General features: G+C 37.7%; 19 protein-coding genes and 1 tRNA gene. 18 read left to right on the top strand and 2 right to left on the bottom strand.

Going from position 1 to position 18,757, the window contains the following annotated elements; all coding sequences use genetic code 11:
- Positions 1-63: 63 nt before the first annotated feature.
- The 6 genes from trxB to FC748_RS18325 all read left to right on the top strand — a co-directional run bounded on the left by trxB (position 64) and on the right by FC748_RS18325 (position 5,292).
- Positions 64-1,008, top strand: a complete 945-nt coding sequence (gene trxB / locus FC748_RS18350) for a thioredoxin-disulfide reductase (protein WP_024363895.1) — start codon at positions 64-66, stop codon at positions 1,006-1,008.
- 535 nt (positions 1,009-1,543) lie between these two features.
- Complete coding sequence (locus FC748_RS18345; protein WP_024363896.1) at positions 1,544-2,011, top strand: NUDIX hydrolase; 468 nt, start codon at positions 1,544-1,546, stop codon at positions 2,009-2,011.
- 9 nt (positions 2,012-2,020) lie between these two features.
- Positions 2,021-2,908 (top strand): RNase adapter RapZ, encoded by an 888-nt coding sequence (gene rapZ, locus FC748_RS18340; protein WP_029747357.1) that lies wholly within the window; start codon positions 2,021-2,023, stop codon positions 2,906-2,908.
- A 4-nt stretch (positions 2,909-2,912) separates the two neighbouring features.
- The gene (locus tag FC748_RS18335) at positions 2,913-3,884 is read left to right on the top strand and encodes a gluconeogenesis morphogenetic factor MgfK (protein WP_024363898.1); all 972 of its coding nucleotides are present in this window, start codon (positions 2,913-2,915) and stop codon (positions 3,882-3,884) included.
- A 90-nt stretch (positions 3,885-3,974) separates the two neighbouring features.
- Positions 3,975-4,922, top strand: a complete 948-nt coding sequence (gene whiA / locus FC748_RS18330) for a DNA-binding protein WhiA (protein WP_024363899.1) — start codon at positions 3,975-3,977, stop codon at positions 4,920-4,922.
- Between the two features lie 112 nt (positions 4,923-5,034).
- Positions 5,035-5,292 carry an HPr family phosphocarrier protein gene (locus FC748_RS18325; protein WP_024363900.1) on the top strand — a complete coding sequence of 86 codons (258 nt, stop codon included), beginning with the start codon at positions 5,035-5,037 and terminating at the stop codon, positions 5,290-5,292.
- 168 nt (positions 5,293-5,460) lie between these two features.
- Here the strand turns inward: FC748_RS18325 and clpP are convergent, their stop codons facing one another.
- Positions 5,461-6,048: an ATP-dependent Clp endopeptidase proteolytic subunit ClpP gene (gene clpP, locus FC748_RS18320; protein ID WP_024363901.1), complete on the bottom strand. Its 588-nt coding sequence runs from the start codon at positions 6,046-6,048 to the stop codon at positions 5,461-5,463.
- 307 nt (positions 6,049-6,355) lie between these two features.
- On the opposite strand from clpP, the gene FC748_RS18315 reads away from it, so the two are divergent.
- The 4 genes from FC748_RS18315 to FC748_RS18300 all read left to right on the top strand — a co-directional run bounded on the left by FC748_RS18315 (position 6,356) and on the right by FC748_RS18300 (position 9,249).
- A tRNA-Arg gene (locus FC748_RS18315) sits at positions 6,356-6,430 on the top strand.
- A gap of 506 nt (positions 6,431-6,936) precedes the next feature.
- On the top strand, positions 6,937-7,731 hold the full coding sequence (locus tag FC748_RS18310; protein ID WP_024363902.1) for a basic amino acid ABC transporter substrate-binding protein: 795 nt from the start codon (positions 6,937-6,939) through the stop codon (positions 7,729-7,731).
- A gap of 94 nt (positions 7,732-7,825) precedes the next feature.
- A complete protein-coding gene (locus FC748_RS18305; protein WP_024363903.1) occupies positions 7,826-8,530 on the top strand; it encodes an amino acid ABC transporter permease in 705 nt (234 codons plus the stop codon).
- Positions 8,527-9,249, top strand: coding sequence for an amino acid ABC transporter ATP-binding protein (locus FC748_RS18300; protein WP_108031045.1), 723 nt, complete (start codon positions 8,527-8,529; stop codon positions 9,247-9,249). The genes FC748_RS18305 and FC748_RS18300 overlap by 4 nt, the downstream gene beginning before the upstream one ends.
- Before the next feature lie 56 nt (positions 9,250-9,305).
- Here the strand turns inward: FC748_RS18300 and FC748_RS18295 are convergent, their stop codons facing one another.
- Positions 9,306-9,920, bottom strand: a complete 615-nt coding sequence (locus FC748_RS18295) for a spore coat protein (RefSeq protein ID WP_024363905.1) — start codon at positions 9,918-9,920, stop codon at positions 9,306-9,308.
- A gap of 157 nt (positions 9,921-10,077) precedes the next feature.
- On the opposite strand from FC748_RS18295, the gene FC748_RS18290 reads away from it, so the two are divergent.
- From FC748_RS18290 to FC748_RS18260, 8 genes are all read left to right on the top strand, one after another.
- Positions 10,078-10,659, top strand: coding sequence for a LemA family protein (locus tag FC748_RS18290; RefSeq protein ID WP_108031044.1), 582 nt, complete (start codon positions 10,078-10,080; stop codon positions 10,657-10,659).
- Positions 10,659-11,417 (top strand): TPM domain-containing protein, encoded by a 759-nt coding sequence (locus FC748_RS18285; protein WP_108031043.1) that lies wholly within the window; start codon positions 10,659-10,661, stop codon positions 11,415-11,417. Before FC748_RS18290 ends, FC748_RS18285 begins: the two co-directional genes overlap by 1 nt.
- A 240-nt stretch (positions 11,418-11,657) precedes the next feature.
- Entirely contained in the window at positions 11,658-13,934 is a 2,277-nt protein-coding gene (locus FC748_RS18280; protein WP_108031042.1) for a S9 family peptidase, read from the top strand.
- Positions 13,935-14,079: 145 nt separating this feature from the next.
- Positions 14,080-14,307 (top strand): glutaredoxin family protein, encoded by a 228-nt coding sequence (locus FC748_RS18275; RefSeq protein ID WP_108031041.1) that lies wholly within the window; start codon positions 14,080-14,082, stop codon positions 14,305-14,307.
- A 368-nt stretch (positions 14,308-14,675) separates the two neighbouring features.
- Positions 14,676-14,798, top strand: coding sequence for a hypothetical protein (locus FC748_RS22485; protein ID WP_255313811.1), 123 nt, complete (start codon positions 14,676-14,678; stop codon positions 14,796-14,798).
- 247 nt (positions 14,799-15,045) lie between these two features.
- Positions 15,046-16,074: a sugar-binding transcriptional regulator gene (locus FC748_RS18270; RefSeq protein ID WP_108031040.1), complete on the top strand. Its 1,029-nt coding sequence runs from the start codon at positions 15,046-15,048 to the stop codon at positions 16,072-16,074.
- A 37-nt stretch (positions 16,075-16,111) separates the two neighbouring features.
- On the top strand, positions 16,112-17,128 hold the full coding sequence (gap, locus tag FC748_RS18265; protein WP_108031039.1) for a type I glyceraldehyde-3-phosphate dehydrogenase: 1,017 nt from the start codon (positions 16,112-16,114) through the stop codon (positions 17,126-17,128).
- A gap of 421 nt (positions 17,129-17,549) precedes the next feature.
- Positions 17,550-18,734: a phosphoglycerate kinase gene (locus FC748_RS18260; protein ID WP_108031038.1), complete on the top strand. Its 1,185-nt coding sequence runs from the start codon at positions 17,550-17,552 to the stop codon at positions 18,732-18,734.
- Positions 18,735-18,757 lie beyond the last annotated feature (23 nt).

Below are 18,757 nucleotides of genomic sequence, written 5' to 3'. Positions count from 1 at the left end.
ACATACGATGAACATACTGAACGTTATTATAAAAAAGTATTACGAGTTTAGGAGGAAGTAAGTATGTCAGAAGAAAAAATTTATGATGTTGTAATTATTGGTGCAGGTCCTGCCGGAATGACTGCGGCTGTTTATACATCACGTGCAAATCTTTCAACATTAATGATTGAACGTGGTATCCCTGGTGGACAAATGGCGAATACGGAAGAAGTAGAAAACTATCCAGGATTTGATACTATTTTAGGGCCTGAGCTATCTACTAAAATGTTCGAGCATGCGAAAAAATTTGGTGCTGAATATGCTTACGGTGATGTCTCAGAAATCATTGATGGTGAAGAATATAAAACGATAAAATCAGGTGCTAAGGAATATAAAACACGCTCAATTATACTTTCTACTGGTGCAGAGTATAAAAAAATGGGTGTACCTGGTGAAAAAGAGCTTGGTGGACGTGGTGTCAGCTATTGTGCTGTATGTGATGGTGCATTCTTTAAACAAAAAAATCTCGTTGTCGTAGGTGGCGGAGATTCTGCTGTTGAAGAAGGTGTGTATTTAACGCGTTTTGCTGATAAAGTAACAATTGTTCACCGTCGTGATAAATTACGTGCACAAAAAATTCTACAAGATCGTGCATTTGCAAACGACAAAATTGATTTCATTTGGAATGCAACAGTGAAAGAAATTAACGAAGCTGATGGTAAAGTAGGCAGCGTTACATTGCAATCAACTGTCGATGGCACAGAATCTGAATTTGCGGCTGATGGCGTATTTATTTACATTGGGATGTTGCCATTAACAAAACCTTTTGAATCACTAGGCATTTTAAATGAAGCTGGTTATATTGTGACTAACGACAATATGGAAACAAATGTACCAGGTATTTTTGCTGCTGGGGATGTGCGTGAAAAAACGCTTCGTCAAATCGTTACTGCGACTGGCGATGGCAGTATTGCGGCGCAAGCAGCACAACATTATGTTGAAGAATTACTAGAAAAAATTAACGCATAATAAGCGTTATACCGAGTGATGGTCTCAAAAATCTTAGAAGTGCATTGCAATTGGCCGTTATTACCGGAAAAAAATACAAATTTTTAATACGGTTTTAATATTGCTGTAACTTGAATGACATATAAAAGGTGTAATATAAAGACTGTAATTAGCAATCCCCCTTTTATTTTTTTAGTAGGTTGTTTCCGCCTAAATTAGGTGGGAGCAACCTATTTTTAGTGCCAGTCACTCAAACAATTCTGAATTTTTAAAGCGTTGCAAGTAGCTTATTTTACGTAATAGTAAGCCTAATGCTAATTATTTTGGATATGTCATGTCTTACAGTAGAAAACTGTATACTATATGTAGAGGGAATAGTGTAAAATAATGGTTATTGAAAGATGCGTTGACCTTTTCTGCATGCATTTGAAACCTTTGGGATAAGTTGATTTAATCATTTTTTTGCGCAAGATTCCATAGTTGTGAAATGAGGACAAACTCTGATAGGTCTTGCTATAATAAAAAATAGAATGCAAAAGAGATTAGAGGTGTGCCTATGCAAAGAATTGCAAACTTAATCGCCGTAAAAGACGGCCAAGTATTATTACTTCAAAAGCCGAGACGTGGCTGGTATGTAGCACCAGGCGGGAAAATGGAGAGCGGTGAGTCTATTTATGAGGCTGCTTTACGTGAGTTTCAGGAAGAAACAAATGTAATCCCATTGAAAGCGCATTTAAAAGGTGTCTATACGATGGTTATTAAAGAAGATAACGTTAAGGTAGATGAATGGATGTTGTATACTTTTGTAGCGAAGGATATAGAAGGTGTACCATTCGAAGAAACAAGAGAAGGTAAGCTTGCATGGCACCCAATTGAGGATTTGAAACATTTGCCAATGGCTGAAGGTGACCGAACAAATTTACAATTTGCTGTATCACAATCAGGCATTCAGTACGGTACATTCGAATACACGAAGGATTTTGAATTACTTCATGAAAAAATACAAATATCAATAGAACAATAAAGGAGCTGCATGACAGTGGTGGTTGAAAGTCAACAACATGAATTGGTCATTATTACAGGAATGTCTGGAGCTGGAAAAACGGTAGCTATTCAAAGCTTTGAGGATTTAGGGTATTACTGTATTGATAATTTACCACCAGCGTTACTCACAACTTTTTTAACTTTACTTAGAGATTCAGGTAAAAATATTACACGTATTGCCGCGGTCATGGATATGCGTGGCGGTGACTTTTTCGATTCGCTCATTGGTGCGCTTGACCATATATTAAAAGAAGGCGATATTGTTGCGCGGATTTTATTTTTAGATGCTGATGATCAGACGCTTGTAAGACGCTATAAGGAAACAAGACGTGCACACCCATTAGCTGTAACCGGTTTACCTTTAGATGGTATTAAACAAGAACGTATACTTCTATCTGAAGTGAAGGGCCGCGCTAAATTTGTTTATAATACCTCCAACATGAAACCAAAAGAGTTACGCGAGAAAATTGTCAATGAATTTGCAAGCGATGCAGATCATACTTTTTCAATTAATATTATGTCCTTTGGATTTAAACATGGTATGCCAATAGATGCAGATTTAGTATTTGATGTGCGCTTTTTAAAAAATCCATATTATGTGGAGGAATTGCGCCATAAAACAGGTTTGCAAACAGAAGTTTCTTCTTATGTATTAGCGTTAGAGGATACACAAATCCTAATTCAAAAACTAACGGATTTGTTTGAATTTATGGTACCGCTTTATAAACAAGAGGGGAAATCACAACTTGTCATTGCTTTTGGTTGTACAGGAGGACAGCATCGTTCGGTGACGTTGGCAGAATATTTTGGTGCTTGCTTAGCCAAAAATGAAAATGCTGTGATATCGCACCGTGACATCAATCGAAGAAAGGATTGAGTGAATGGGGAAAAAGCATACAAGGCTAGTTGTAATAGGTGGTGGTACTGGCCTTTCCACGTTACTGCGTGGTTTAAAGCATCACCCGTTTGATATCACTGCAATCGTAACAGTTGCGGATGATGGTGGTTCCTCAGGACGTCTACGTGATGACTATGATATTCCCCCACCAGGGGATGTCCGCAATGTCATCGCTGCATTATCAGACGTGGAGCCACTTGTTGAGCAAATGTTTCAATATCGTTTTTCTGTATCAGATGATTTGAACGGTCATTCTTTAGGTAATTTAATGTTAACGGCTTTAACAGATATAACTGGGGATTTTAGCCATGCTATTAGTGAGATGGGAAAAGTGCTAAAAGTACATGGGCGAGTGATTCCAGCTGCTAATAAAAAGATTACTTTACATGCCGAGTTAGAAGATGGCGTAATAATTGAAGGTGAGTCTAAAATCCCGACAGCATCAAAACGCATTAACCGCGTTTTTTTAGTGCCTGAAAATGTGCAACCGCTACCAGAAGCAATACGGGCAATTAATCGGGCAGACTATATTTTAATAGGACCTGGAAGCTTATATACGAGTATTATTCCGAATTTGCTTGTGAAAGCAATTGGGGAGGCTGTTGTAAAAGCAAGGGGTCGCAAAATTTATGTATGTAATTTAATGACTCAAAAAGGTGAGACAATTTCCTATACAGCAGGTGACCATGTGCAAGCGATACACAAGCATGTTGGTAATTCTTTTATCGATTCTATTTTAGTCAATGATGAGCAACTGCCACATCCTGTAAAAGAACTATATAAAGAAGAATGTGCAGAGCCTGTAACATTTGATGTAGGAAAGCTTGAAAGTATGGGATTAGAAGTTATTAAACGAGATATTGCAACCATTCGACCTGATGGGACAGTTCGCCATAATGCGGCAAATGTTGCAAAATGGCTTGTGGATTATGCAAAAATCTTACCCAAAAAGTAAGGAAGCCTACAATAGAGTCCTAAAGAATGCTTGTTGTATATGGTAAGATGAACATATACATAGAAATAAAGGTCGAAAGGGGGGCGTGCTATGTCATTTGCTTCAGAAACAAAAAAAGAGCTTACACAGGTAGAAGCGGACGACTACTGTATGAAAGCGGAAGTATCCGCGTTAATTCGTATGAATGGTTCGTTATCTTTTGCTAACAAACAACTTAGCTTAGACGTGCAAACCGAAAATGCTGCAATCGCACGAAGGCTTTATACGATAATGAAGAAGTTGTATCCATATAATGTGGAGCTACTTGTACGTAAGAAAATGCGATTGAAAAAAAATAATGTGTATATATGTCGTGTACGTGAAGGTGCACGGGAATTGCTCATTAATTTAGCTATTATTTCAGATGATTTTCAATTTAATCATACGATTTCTAAAGAGCTGATTAAAAAGAGTGGTCATAAAAGAGCCTACTTACGTGGAGCGTTTTTAGCAGGTGGCTCGGTAAATAATCCAGAAACGTCTGCCTATCATTTAGAAATTTATTCTTTGTATAAAGAGCATGGTGAGGCATTAATGGATTTAATGAACGAATTTGAATTGAATGCAAAAACCATTGAACGCAAGAAGGGCTTTGTGACATACTTAAAGGAAGCGGAAAAGATTTCCGACTTTTTAAATATTGTCGGAGCCCATCAAGCCATGATGAAATTTGAAGATGTTCGTATATTACGCGATATGCGCAATAGTGTGAATCGTATTGTGAACTGTGAGACAGCAAACTTGAATAAAACAATAGGTGCTGCACTGCGTCAGGTAGAAAATATTCGATTTATCGAAAATTCCATTGGCTTGGATCAGTTGCCTGAAAAATTGCGCGAAATTGCACGCCTACGTGTGGAATATCAAGATGTGACGTTAAAAGAACTTGGTGAAATGGTATCAAGTGGAACGGTTAGTAAATCAGGAGTCAATCATCGATTGCGTAAAATAGACGAAATAGCAGATGCATTAAGAAGAGGTGAAAAGATAGGCGGTTAAGTTTTCATGCGTATTCGATATGAAAGCAAGCACAATCGCTTATTGTTCTTCTGCTGTTAAGTGAGGTAATATAATACTAATAGATGAACGGTAGTGAAGGGGAGTATTGCGAATGACTGAAAAAACAGTCCAGGTAAAATTAAAATTAGGACTTCAAGCTAGACAAGCAGCGTTGTTTGTACAGGAAGCAAATCGTTTCAGCGCTGATATTTTTCTTGAGAAAGACGATAAAAAAGTAAATGCCAAATCCATTATGGGTGTAATGAGCTTAGCCATTGCAAAAGGCACGAAGGTTGTTTTAAGCAGTGAAGGTAGCGATGCAGAGCAAGCGGTTTCATCCTTAGCTGCGCTTATTGAAAAGGAAGACTAATCAAAAACCTCTAAGTCACAAGAGCTTAGAGGTTTTTGATATTGCCGTTGGGCGGACACATATGAAAGTTGCGACTCTCGCTAGTGAGCGGATGTTTTATGTCTTACGTGAGAGCTTAGCACCCATTAAAAAAACCGCTAAGCCATTTGAGCTTAGCGGTTTTTCTAATTAGCGTTCGTTACGTACAAAAATATGGTCGATTAAGCCGTATTCTTTCGCACGTTCAGCTGTCATGAAGTTATCACGGTCTGTATCTCTTGAGATGACTTCTAATGGCTGACCTGTACGTTCAGATAAAATACCATTTAATTTTTCACGAAGGAATAAAATGCGTTTTGCCGCAATTTCAATTTCAGTCGCTTGACCTTGTGCACCACCAAGTGGTTGGTGAATCATTACTTCTGCATTTGGTAATGCATAACGTTTACCAGGTTCACCAGCAGCAAGTAGGAAAGCACCCATAGATGCAGCCATACCAATACAAATTGTTTGTACTTTTGGCTTGATGAATTGCATTGTATCGTAGATGGCCATACCAGCTGTAATCGAACCACCTGGTGAGTTAATGTAAAGAGAAATATCTTTATCTGGATCTTCTGCTTCTAAGAATAGAAGCTGTGCAACGATTGAGTTTGCAACGTTGTCATCAATCGCACTACCTAATAGGATAATACGGTCTTTTAGTAGTCGTGAATAAATGTCATAAGCACGTTCACCACGACTTGTTTGTTCAATAACTGTAGGAATTAAATTCATGTTAAATCCTCCTTAAAAAACTAAATTCGAATACTTTTACTGAAATCATCCATTATATTTCAGTTGTAACCTTATCATACACATTATAGTCAGGGAAGGTCAAATATTAACGCTGATATTAAGAAATAAAATATATAACAAAAATAAAAATTTATAGTTGAAAAATGGGCAAGACGTTTGTATAATGGAAAGGTCGTAAGTTAAAGTACAGTACACTATTTTGCAGGTATGCTTCTGAAATGAGGATTATCTACATGATGCTTTACCGTAAAGCCTTAGAGTGAGTACTTTTTTTTTATGTTCAATTGCCCTCGTGGTGTAATGGATAACACGTAAGATTCCGGTTCTTGCACTGGGGGTTCGATTCCCTCCGAGGGCGCCATTTTACTGATTATTTGATATACTTTTATAGCTCGTTCTCCTATAAGTAGTTTAGCAGCCTGCTTAGGGGAGAAAGAGAGGAATAGGGGGGAATATTGTCCCGTAGGCATTATTCCCAGATTTATTCCTTTCTAAACCTTCAAAAAGCAACAACTCCAAAAATTTTTTTTAGTGAACATACCGAACGTGAGGCTAGCACGCTAGCCCAAAAGAAGAATCCTATCTGAGGGGATTCTTTTTTTGTGCCCAAAAATATCTAAAATCTGTATAAAAACGATCTTAAAATTGCATAAGTATACATTTTGTGACAAGTATCTTGTTTTTATTACATAATTTTTCTTCATTATGCTTAGTAAAATTCATTTTTATGAAAAAATAATCACTTTTATACGAAATCGTATTGTATATCAACTCTATTGACACTATAATTGACCTAATAGTCTAACATTTCCGAATTGAGAAAAATGAAGTGGTCGGAAAATGATTAAATGTTTAGGGGGAAAAACTATGAAAAAACGTTTTTGGACGTTATTGATGATCGTGGCGGCATTTACGCTTGTGCTAGCGGGCTGCGGTGCTAAAGAAGACACATCTACTGGTGATGCACCGGCTGATGGTGGCGCGAAGGACAAGGTGTATAAGGTAGGAACAGAGGCTACATTTGCACCGTTCGAGTCAATTGACGATAAAGGCAATATTGTAGGATTAGATGTCGATATTTTGCAAGCGATTGCTGATGAAATGGGCTTTAAAGTAGAATGGGAAAACATTGGCTGGGAGCCAGTATTCCAAACAATTAAAAATGGTGAAACACATATCGGTGCATCTGGTATTACGATCAATGAAGAACGTAAAGCATCATTTGATTTTACAGAACCATATTATGAATCTCAATTATTAATCGTTGTAAAAGAAGATTCTGATATTAAGTCATTAGCTGATTTAAAAGATAAAAAGATTTCAGTACAAATTAATGCAACGGGTCATATGGCAGCAAAAAAATTACAAGGCGATGCAAGTACAAACATCATGGCATTTGAAAACCAACCAGTTGCTATTCAAGAAATGTTAAACGGTAACGTAGATGCAACAATTGGCGACAATGCAGTTATTTACGAATATATCAAGGCAAATCCAAATGCAAAACTTAAAGTAATTGAAGATGATGCATTTGAAAAAGAATACTATGGCTTTATGGTGAAAAAAGGCAATACGGAGTTATTAAAACTATTAAATGAAGGTCTACAAAAAATTAAAGACAATGGTAAATTAGCAGAAATTACTGGTCAGGACTTTAAGTAATAAACGATGCCGTTAGCCGAATCATGCTAGCGGCTCATTTGATTTATTAGGGGATTTAATAGTAGAGAATTTGAATGGGAAAGTAGGGGTTCTGATGGACATCTTTGATTTACAATGGGACATAGTTTGGAACTACCGTGATATGTTTATACGTGGTATAGGTATAACAATCATTTTAACACTCAGCGGTTATTTTGGTGGTATTATTTTAGGCTTACTATTAGGTTTAGGAAAACTATCGCAAAATAAGTTAATTTACTGGCCATCTAAACTATATGTGGATTTATTCCGTGGAACACCAATGCTTGTGCAAATTTTACTAATTCATTTAGCGGTTATTCCAACAATTTTTGGTCATTCATTAGGTTATATGGTTTCTGGTATTACAGCACTTGTACTAAACTGTGCTGCTTATAATGCAGAAATTTTTCGTGCGGGTATTCAGAGCATTGATAAAGGGCAAATGGAAGCAGCACGTTCACTTGGCTTAACACACAATCAAGCGATGAAAAAAGTAATTTTACCACAAGCCTTTAGACGTATGATTCCACCACTTGGTAACGAATTTATTGCGTTACTAAAAGATTCTTCTCTAGTAACGGTTATTGCAGCACCAGATATTTTATATGCAAGTAAAGTAGTAGCGGGTGCGAGTTTCCGTTTCTGGGAACCGTATATTGTCGCTGCCCTACTATACTTGGTTTTAACATATGTTGTAACAAAGGTAGTCGCATTTATAGAGAAGCGATTTAGCAATAGTTATGTCCCTCGTAAAGCAGAAGGGAGAGAAGCAAGATGATTAAAATTGAAAACCTACACAAATACTTTGGGAAGCTCGAAGTATTGAAGGGCATTGATTACGAAATACAAGAGAAGCAAGTCGTTTGTGTCATTGGCCCTTCAGGGTCAGGGAAAAGTACTTTTTTACGTTGCATCAATATGCTGGAAGAAGTAACGGACGGTGCCATTTATATAGAAGATATCAAGATAAATGCACCAAAAACAAATATTAATGCCATTCGAGCAGAAGTCGGGATGGTATTCCAACAGTTTAATTTGTTCCCTCATATGAATGTCATTGATAATGTCACGATGGCGCCGATGCAAATTCGCAAAATGAGCCGTTCAGATGCAGAGCAACTAGGTCATGAGCTTTTGAAAAAGGTCGGTCTTGATAGCAAAGCTTATAGCTATCCTGAGCAGCTTTCAGGTGGACAACAACAACGAGTAGCGATTGCTAGAGCGTTAGCGATGAAACCAAAGGCTATATTATTTGATGAACCAACTTCTGCACTTGACCCAGAAATGGTGAAAGAAGTATTAGATGTTATGAAAAATCTAGCTTCTGAAGGGATGACAATGATTGTAGTCACACATGAAATGGGCTTTGCACGAGAAGTGGGCGACCGTGTTGTGTTCATGGATGGTGGTTTTATTGTAGAGGAAGGTACGCCAGAAGAGATTTTTGGTAATCCACAAAATGAGCGAACAAAGGCTTTTTTAGGGAAAGTTCTTTAATTTTTAATAATAGGAAAAACCATTCATTGCATTTTGCAATGAATGGTTTTTTGTTATTAATGGAGGGGATTTGTAGTAGTGCCGTACGAATCAAGCAATGCACGCATATCTTGTTGTGAGTATTGCGGCACTTGATAATAGCCATGCTTATTTTGGTAAATAGAAAGTTCGTATGCCATTTCGATACAGTTGGGAATACTATCAGCAACAACACGACGCACAACTGGATTTGTTGTTTCTGTCGCTGCTGCCGTTAAACATTTAGCAGACCCTTTATGTGCACCAAGCAAGAAGCCAGAAATGATTTCATCATTAATCTCACTCACATTTTGCATTGGCTTTTTCGGCTGTGAAGGCGTAATGCCATATTGGAAGTTGTTTCCTGTTTGCATTTCATAACGACCTGTTGGCACAGATGGATCATGTCCTGTTTTAAATGACTCCACAATCGTATTGTACATACCGAGTGTGAAATTATATTGATTGTCCAAAATGCTAAGTAATTCTGGATCTTTTACTTGCGGACGTAAAAGCATGGATTGATTCAGACATGCAATAATTTCGCCAATTGCTTCATGCATGTCCATTACTTCATGTCCACCGTGGTTTAGGCTTTGTTGTTGGTTAGATGATGTTACATCATTTGATTCATTATAAAAAGATTGTGACAAAAAAAACGCCTCCTGAATGTATAGTTTGTTGCAGTAATTAGTATGTCTTGTTCGCCATATTTCATACGACATAAAACTGTTTGCATATATTTAGCATAGCGATGTTTTTTTGCAACACATTAGAGGTATAAGAAAAGAAAGTAAGGAGGCTGTAAAATTGAAAAAAATTTTTGGACCTGTCGCAATCATTGTCATTATTTTAGGTGTATTCGCTTTATTATTTATTCCAAAATATAATAGCCTTGTGACGGCAGAGGAAAATGTGGATTCGAAATGGGCTCAAGTCGAAAATCAGCTACAACGCCGCTACGATCTAATTCCGAATTTAGTGGAATCGGTCAAAGGATACGCAAAACATGAGCAAGAAGTCATTGCCAGCATAACAGAGGCACGTGCACAGTTAGGTAATGCACAAACACCAGAGCAACAAGCGATCGCCAATGATGCGTTAAATGGTGCGCTTGGTCGATTGCTTGTAGTGGTAGAAAATTATCCGAATTTAAAAGCAGATGCGAATTTCCGCCAATTAATGGATGAGCTTGCAGGCACGGAAAATCGTTTAGCAGTAGCACGAGAAGATTACAATAATGAAGTGCAAGGTTTTAATAAAATAGTAAAACGCTTTCCAGGTAATGTAGTAGCAGGTATGTTTGGCTTCGAGCAAAAGGAATACTTTAAGGCAGCAGCTGGGGCTGAAAAAGCACCGGCAGTAGATTTTAGTGATTCAGGTAAACAATAATGAAGCGTTTGACCGTAATACTTGCTTGTTTCATGTTTTTTGTAACAGTCGACAATGCATATGCCCAGTTCCCAACACCGATGAAAAATACGTACATTCATGATTTCGCTAATGTACTATCAACGTCTGTAAAGGAAGAACTCAATTCTTATTCAGAGCAGTTAGATAAAGGCACTGGTGCTGAAATTATGATTGTAACGGTGGATAGTATTCATGGGCAAGAAGCTAAAATGTATGCTACCCAATTGATTCGTGCTTGGGGCATTGGTGATGCGCAGAAAAACAACGGCGTTTTGCTACTGGCTACATTTGAGCAAGGGCAAGGAAAAAATGATGTGGTGATCGCGGTGGGCCAAGGGCTTGAGGGCGCGTTACCAGATGGGAAATTAGGACGGATATTGGATTCTGCTTTTTATCCTTCTGCAAGTAATGGTGAAATTGACCAAGCATTTCAAGCGACGTATACAGCATTGTATCAAACTGTAGCGCAAGAATATCATTGGGAAGGTCAAATGCCAACTCAACCAGTAGAGGATGAATCGATGCCCACTTGGATGTTTGTACTACTCGTAATCCTCGTACTCGTCGTCATTATCTTCTCCAATGGAGGAGGCGGACCACGTTCAAGAGGACGGGGAAGAGGAGGTTATCCAGGTGGTTTTGGTGGAGGTTTTGGCAGAGGCGGCTCCGGTAGCGGAGGATTTGGAGGCTTTGGCGGAGGCTCATCTGCTGGTGGCGGCGCTAGCCGAAAATGGTGACCGAAAATGGTGACAGGCACCCAAACAATTTTGTCGCTAGAACCGCAGTGGATTGACACGTTTTCGTAATAAAATAATTTACTAGCTAAAAGACTCTTCTACATATGAAGAGTCTTTTTAATTTGGATAAAGAGGATAATTAAATAAGTTTTATCATTTATTGACAAAAAAACTAGATTTGTTATAATTTCTTTGTATCGACTAACGATATAACGCACACTGATATAAGGAGGAATCATTTTGAAAAAAAGATTTTTGTCAGCATCTTTAGCGGTCATTTTAACAGCTTCTGTTGTCTATCCTGTTTCCATTCAGGAAGTACGAGCTGCAAATGAAACGAGCAATGTAATTGTTGCACAAGAGGAGCGCTTAACAGCAAAAGAATTTCTTGAATTGGCTGTGACTTCTTTAACTTTCCAACATGGGTCACAAGCAATGCGTCAAGAAATTATGGATAAGTGGGTTAAAGAGGGAGAATTACAAAATTTAAGTACTGCCATTAAACGTGATGAAGTTGCTCGAATTTTAGTAAGAGCTCTTGATAAAGAGGAAAAAGAAGCATCATTAGCAGACTATTTAGAAAAAGCGAATAAGCTAGGCTTATTTAAAGGTATTTCTGAAAATAGTGAAACCATCTCAAAACAAGATGCTACTAAAATATTTACAACGTTTAAGTCTATAAAAAACGGAACGACTAACGAAGGGGTAAAAGAAATTTCTGTAGAGGATTTTATGAAAAATCCAGGAAACTTCGGTTACCAATTGTCACCAGATGGTAATTACATTACATTTGCTTCAGCATGGGAATCTCGTTCAAATGTATTTGTGAAGAAAATGAATGACGATAGTGAACCTGTTCGTGTATCAAGTTCAAAAGATCGTGATATTTCAGGATTCTTCTGGAAAGACGATACATTGCTTTATGCAAAAGATAAAGGCGGCGATGAGAACTTCCATATCTATTCATCTTCATTTAATGGTAGTGAAGAAAAAGATTTAACACCTTACCCTGGTGTAACTGTAGGGGTATTAAGTAATTTACAAGGTGTTAAAGATGAAATATTAATTATGATGAACAAAGAAGATGCGAAAGTTTTCGATGTGTACAAGCTTAATGTCAAAACAGGCGAAACAAAACATGTTGCCAAAAATCCTGGGAACGTATCGAATTGGGTAGCGGACCGTGATGGCAATATTCGTATCGCTGTCGTTTCTGATGGTGTAGAAGGTACAATTTTATACCGAGAAACAGAAAAAGATGAATTCAAACCATTTATTGAAATGGCTGCAGGAGATGAAGTAAATCCGCTTGCCTTCTCTAAAGATAATAAATATATTTACGCTACTTCTAATAAAGGTCGAGATAAAGTACAAGCTGTGAAATATGATCTTGAAGGTAAAGAAGAAGTAATTATGTCGAACGATGAAGTAGACGTTGCAGGCGTATTATATAATAGCGAAAAAGATAAAATTTTATACGGTGCATATATGACTGATAAAGTACATTATCAATTCTTTGATGAAGATTTTGAGAAACTATTCCGCAAAATTCAAAACAAACTAGGTGTTGAAGAAAGCGAAATAGGCATCAATGACTACAATAAAGAAATGACTAAGTTTATCGTCAGCGTGTCAAGTGACACTGTATACGGCAAATATTATTATTATGACTCAACAACAGATGAAATAACAGAACTAGCAACATTAAGTCCTTGGTTAAAGTCAGAAGAACTTGCTGAAATGCATCCAATTTCGTATAAGAGCCGAGATGGACTGACAATTAACGGTTATTTAACATTACCAAAAAACAAAGAAGCAAAAGACTTACCGCTTATCGTGAATCCACACGGCGGTCCATGGGCACGTGATATGTGGGGCTTTAACCCAGAAGTACAGCTTCTTGCAAACCGAGGATATGCTGTGCTACAAGTGAATTTCCGTTCTTCAACTGGATACGGAAAAGAATTTTTACAAGCTGGTAATAAGCAATGGGGTCTGAAAATTCAAGATGATATTACAGATGGCGTGCAATGGGCAATCGATCAAGGCATCGCGGACCCTGACCGCATCGGTATTTATGGTGCATCATTCGGTGGCTATGCTACATTAGCTGGTATTACAAAGACACCTGATTTATATGCTGCGGCAGTTGACTATGTTGGTGTATCAAATATCTTCACATTGCTTGATACAATCCCACCATATTGGGAAACAATGCGTAACATGTTCTATGAGCGTGTAGGGCATCCAGAGACAGACAAAGAGCTATTAACAGAAGCTTCTCCTGTCTTCCATGTTGATAAAATTAAAACACCATTATTTGTTGCGCAAGGTGCAAACGATCCACGAGTTAATCAGGCAGAATCTGATCAAATCGTAGAAGCATTACGTGCGAGAGGTGTGGAAGTAGAGTACATGCTGAAAGAAAATGAAGGGCATGGCTTCCAAAACGAAGAAAACCGCATTGAATTCTATAATGCAATGGTTAAATTCTTCGACAGCCATTTAAAAAAATAACAAACGATGAGACTGTGCAAAAATTACCTTGCACAGTCTTTTTTCATTTAAAATAAAGAAAGATAATTACGCCAAGGCACGTAAATCGAAATTGTGTGCGAATTGTTTGCGTGCCTGGCACCATAAAGTAAAAGGGGTTGGTAAAATGGACGTGAAATTTTTTAGTCGTTCCCAGTGCGAGCTTTGTGTGGAAGGATTACGCACATTAAAAATTGTTCAAGAAGAGTTAGGTTTTACCATTGATATGATTGATATTGAAACCGATGAAGCGATACATGAAAAATATATGCTGATGATACCGGTAGTGGAAAAGGATGGAGAAGTTATACAGTATGGCAATTTAGATTATGTAACATTAATGGAACGTTTGTGACAAATCAAAGAGCTATTACGTGAGAAGAACATAGCTATTTTAGCCAACTAAATTATCATTCACTAAATGAAGTAATATCGAATGAGGTAAAAGGTTATAAATAAAGCGAAAAAATTCGTTATTCTCTAGCCGAGAGAATAGCGGATTTTATATTTTTAAACCTGTATATTCACGTTATTCACAAATTGTTCAATGAAAGCGTTATGAATATGAACAGTTTGTGAAGACCTTCACACAAAGCTTTATTTTTTAAAAAATAGGAGTAGAATAAGAATCAAGTAAAGGTTGTTATAAAACAGATTAGAAAAAGTATCACATTTTTACGTGGTTGTTATATTACAAAAATAAACTTAAAGGGAGATTTGACTATGTGGGTTATTACAGTATTTGAACAAAAGGACGTTCGTATTTTTGAATACACAAACAAAACAGAAGCTACAAAAGCTTTAGCAGGTTTCAAGAAAAACGCAGTATTGTCTTTCACTAAATAAGAACAAAGTCATCTCGCAATCAGATTGAATGATTGCGAGATTTTTTGTGCCAACAAAACAGTACAGCATGTCATTTTTACTTTGCTAATAATGGGTGTCGCTGTGTATAAAGGTTGTACTAGCAACACATACCATTAATTACTTGCTCTTTTTTATAAAGCATATTATAATTAAATTGTAAGTGGGACATTATTTAATACAGTGGGATAAAAATTGACCCACTATAGGTGAGAGGGAGTAGATAGATATGTTAACTGTACCTGAGGCACAGCGAAGACTACTTCCGGAAATGAATCCGCTTCTACAATCGAGATATCGTATTCTACAATCGGTACAGCTGATGCAACCAATTGGTAGACGAACGCTGGCAGAGTCACTAAAAATGACAGAACGTGAAATCCGTAAAGAAACAGATATTTTACGTGAGCAAGGGTTATTAGATTCCCAAAAGTCGGGTATGGTATGTACGAGTGATGGTGAATTAGTGATTGAACAGCTAAGAGCATTAGTGTATGAATGGTCGGGTCTTACTCAACTAGGCAAAGCGCTCGAACAACAATTAGGGTTGCAACATGTGCTAGTCGTACCAGGTGATTACAACGATGACGAAACCGTTTTAACATTGCTCGGAAAAGAAGCGGCACAGCAATTTCTTTTGACTATTACCAATGAGCAAGTAGTGGCTGTTACTGGAGGGAAATCAGTTGCCTCCTTAGCGCAGTTTTTACAACCAGTCGATCATCAGCAAAATATTACATTTGTTGCTGCTCGTGGTGGTATCGGTCATGAAATGCACATGCAGGCCAATACACTGGTTGCTACGTTCGCTATGCAAATGGATGCCCAGCACCGTACATTATTTTTACCAGAGCATTTAAGTGAACAGGCTTATCAAGCGATGTTAACAGAGCCTATGGTAACAGAAATAATGGCTTACTATGACCGTGCTGACTGCGTTATTCATGGTATCGGCTCTGCTGAAGAAATGGCGATTCGTCGTAATACATCTGCCGAAGATTTACGTATTCTCGAAGAAAAAGGTGCTGTTAGTGAAGCATTCGGCTATTATTTTAATGCCGAAGGACAAATTGTGCATCGTATTCGCACGATTGGTATTCAACTTGAACAAGTTGAAAAATGTAAGCATATTATTGCGGTGGCAGCAGGCAAACAAAAAGTGAATGCCATGCTATCTTATTTTAAGGTAGCACCGAAGCAGACGATTTTTATAACAGATGAAGCTGCAGCAAAGGCAATCGCTGAACGTTTACTGTAAAAATAAATCAATGAAAACATTATTGGAGGAATTGACAATGGCATTAAAGTTAGCAATTAATGGATTTGGACGTATTGGTCGTTTAGTATTTCGTGAAGCAATGAAGCATGATGAATTTGAAGTAGTTGCAGTGAATGACTTAACAGATGCTGGTCAGCTTGCACACTTATTAAAATACGATTCTGTACATGGTATCTATGATGCTGATGTAAATGCAGATGAAGATTCTTTCGTAGTGAATGGAAAAAAGGTTAAAGTATACGCTGAAAAAGACCCAGCGCAGTTGCCATGGGGCGAGCTTGGTGTAGATGTTGTCCTTGAATGTACAGGTCGATTCCGTTCAATGGAAGATGTAGGGAAGCATATTGAAGCAGGTGCTAAAAAAGCCATTTTATCTGCACCAGCTAAAGGAGATATGCCGACATTCGTAATGGGTGTGAATCATGAGGATTACAATCCAAAAACAGACGATGTCATTTCAAATGCATCTTGTACAACAAACTGTCTTGCACCAGTAGCCAAAATTTTAGATGAAAAATTTGGCATTGAACGCGGTATGATGACAACAATCCATTCTTATACAAACGACCAACGTATCCTTGACTTCCCGCACTCTGATCCGCGTCGTGCGCGTGCAGGGGCAGTGTCAATGATTCCAACAACGACAGGTGCAGCAGTAGCAGTTTCCAAAGTATTACCTCAATTAAAAGGTAAACTAGATGGATTTTCTATGCGTGTTCCAACACCGAATGTATCATGTGTGGATTTAGTGGTAGAACTAAAAGCAGATGTTACAAAAGAGTCTATTAATGCCGCTTTAAAAGAAGCTTCAGAAAATGAGCTAAAAGGTATTTTAGGTTACAATGAACTACCATTAGTATCAATTGATTACAATGGTAATCATCATTCTTCAACTGTGGATGGCCTTTCTACAATGGTTTTAGAAAATTGTATGGTGAAAGTTCTTGCTTGGTACGATAACGAAATTGGTTACTCTACTCGTTTAATGGATCTTGCATTATACATTGCTCAACAAGGGTTAAATCATAAATAAGTGTCATAATTCGCAATTTGAAGTAAAAAGTGTGACATAATACGGCTTTTTACGCAAAAATAGTATAGCCTTTATAATATCGAAAAGATATAATATACAAGGGTAATAGGAGTAAGGGATGTACCCTTACTCCTTTTTTTAATAAATATATTTAGAGCGCATGGCTTGTTATAACGTACACAGATATAGGAGATGTTAGATGCAAGACATCAAACGGTACTTTTGCTACTATTAAAATTGGTAAAGGTATACTTTCACTTGCTTGGACATTTTGCCATTCGATAAGCAAAGGAATTTTACAAGCATACTCGAAAAATCTTGTTACCAAAACTGTTATTCGCCAATTCAAAATGTGAACAGCCAAGATGGGTGAAGCACATTTTATTATGTCCGTACTACGAACTTTGAAGGGGGTTTCTTCATGTTAAATAAGAAAACAATGAAAGATATTGATGTAAAAGGTAAGCGCGTCTTCGTACGTGTTGATTTTAATGTACCAATGGCAGATGGGGTTATCACAGACGAAACGCGTATTCGTGCAGCCATTCCTACGATTGACTATTTAGTCGAACAAGGGGCAAAGGTGATTTTAGCATCTCATTTAGGTCGTCCTAAAGGTGAAGTAAAAGAAGATATGCGTTTAACAGCAGTCGGTATTCGCCTAGCAGAAATCATTGGCAAGCCTGTTACTAAATTAGACGAGTCCATCGGTCAAAACGTAGAAGCGACTGTCGCGAACATGCAAAACGGCGATATCGTTCTGCTTGAAAATGTACGCTTCCATGCTGGTGAAGAGAAAAATGATCCTGCATTAGCGGAACAATTTGCTAAAATTGCGGACATTTATGTGAACGATGCATTTGGTGCTGCTCACCGTGCACATGCATCAACAGAAGGCATTGCTAAGCATGTTCCTGCTGTATCAGGTTTCCTTATGCAAAAGGAATTAGATGTGCTAGGTAAAGCATTATCAAACCCAGAGCGTCCTTTCACAGCTATTATTGGTGGCGCAAAAGTGAAAGATAAAATCGGTGTGATTGAGAGCTTACTTGAAAAGGTCGATCATTTAATTATTGGTGGGGGACTATCATTTACCTTCATTAAAGCGCAAGGTCATGATATCGGTAAATCTTTATTAGAAGAAGATAAAATTGAACTAGCAAAATCTTTCATTGAAAAAGCACAGGCAAAAGGCGTGCAGTTACATATGCCAATTGATGCGGTAGTAGCAAATGAATTTTCGAAAGACGCAGAGACAAAAATTGTCGATGTTGATGCTATTCCTGCTGATTGGATGGGTCTTGATATTGGACCGAAAACAGCTGCGCATTATGCAGAGGTGATTGAAAAATCGAAGTTAATCATTTGGAATGGACCAATGGGCGTATTTGAAATGGAACCATTCGCAAATGGTACGAAAACTGTAGCAGAGGCAATGGCAACAACTGCTGGTTACACGGTAATCGGTGGCGGAGATTCTGCAGCAGCAGTCGAAAAATTCGAAGTAGCTGATAAGATGGATCACATTTCGACAGGTGGCGGTGCTTCACTTGAGTTAATGGAAGGCAAAGAGCTTCCTGGCATTGTGGCATTAAACGACAAATAATAGCGTTTATCAAAGTAATCTTT

The organism is Lysinibacillus sphaericus, from assembly GCF_005217585.1.
In the GTDB taxonomy this organism is placed as follows: domain Bacteria; phylum Bacillota; class Bacilli; order Bacillales_A; family Planococcaceae; genus Lysinibacillus; species Lysinibacillus sphaericus.
The sequence above is the reverse complement of the archived record's forward strand: the minus strand, read 5'-3'. Positions and strand labels throughout refer to the sequence as shown.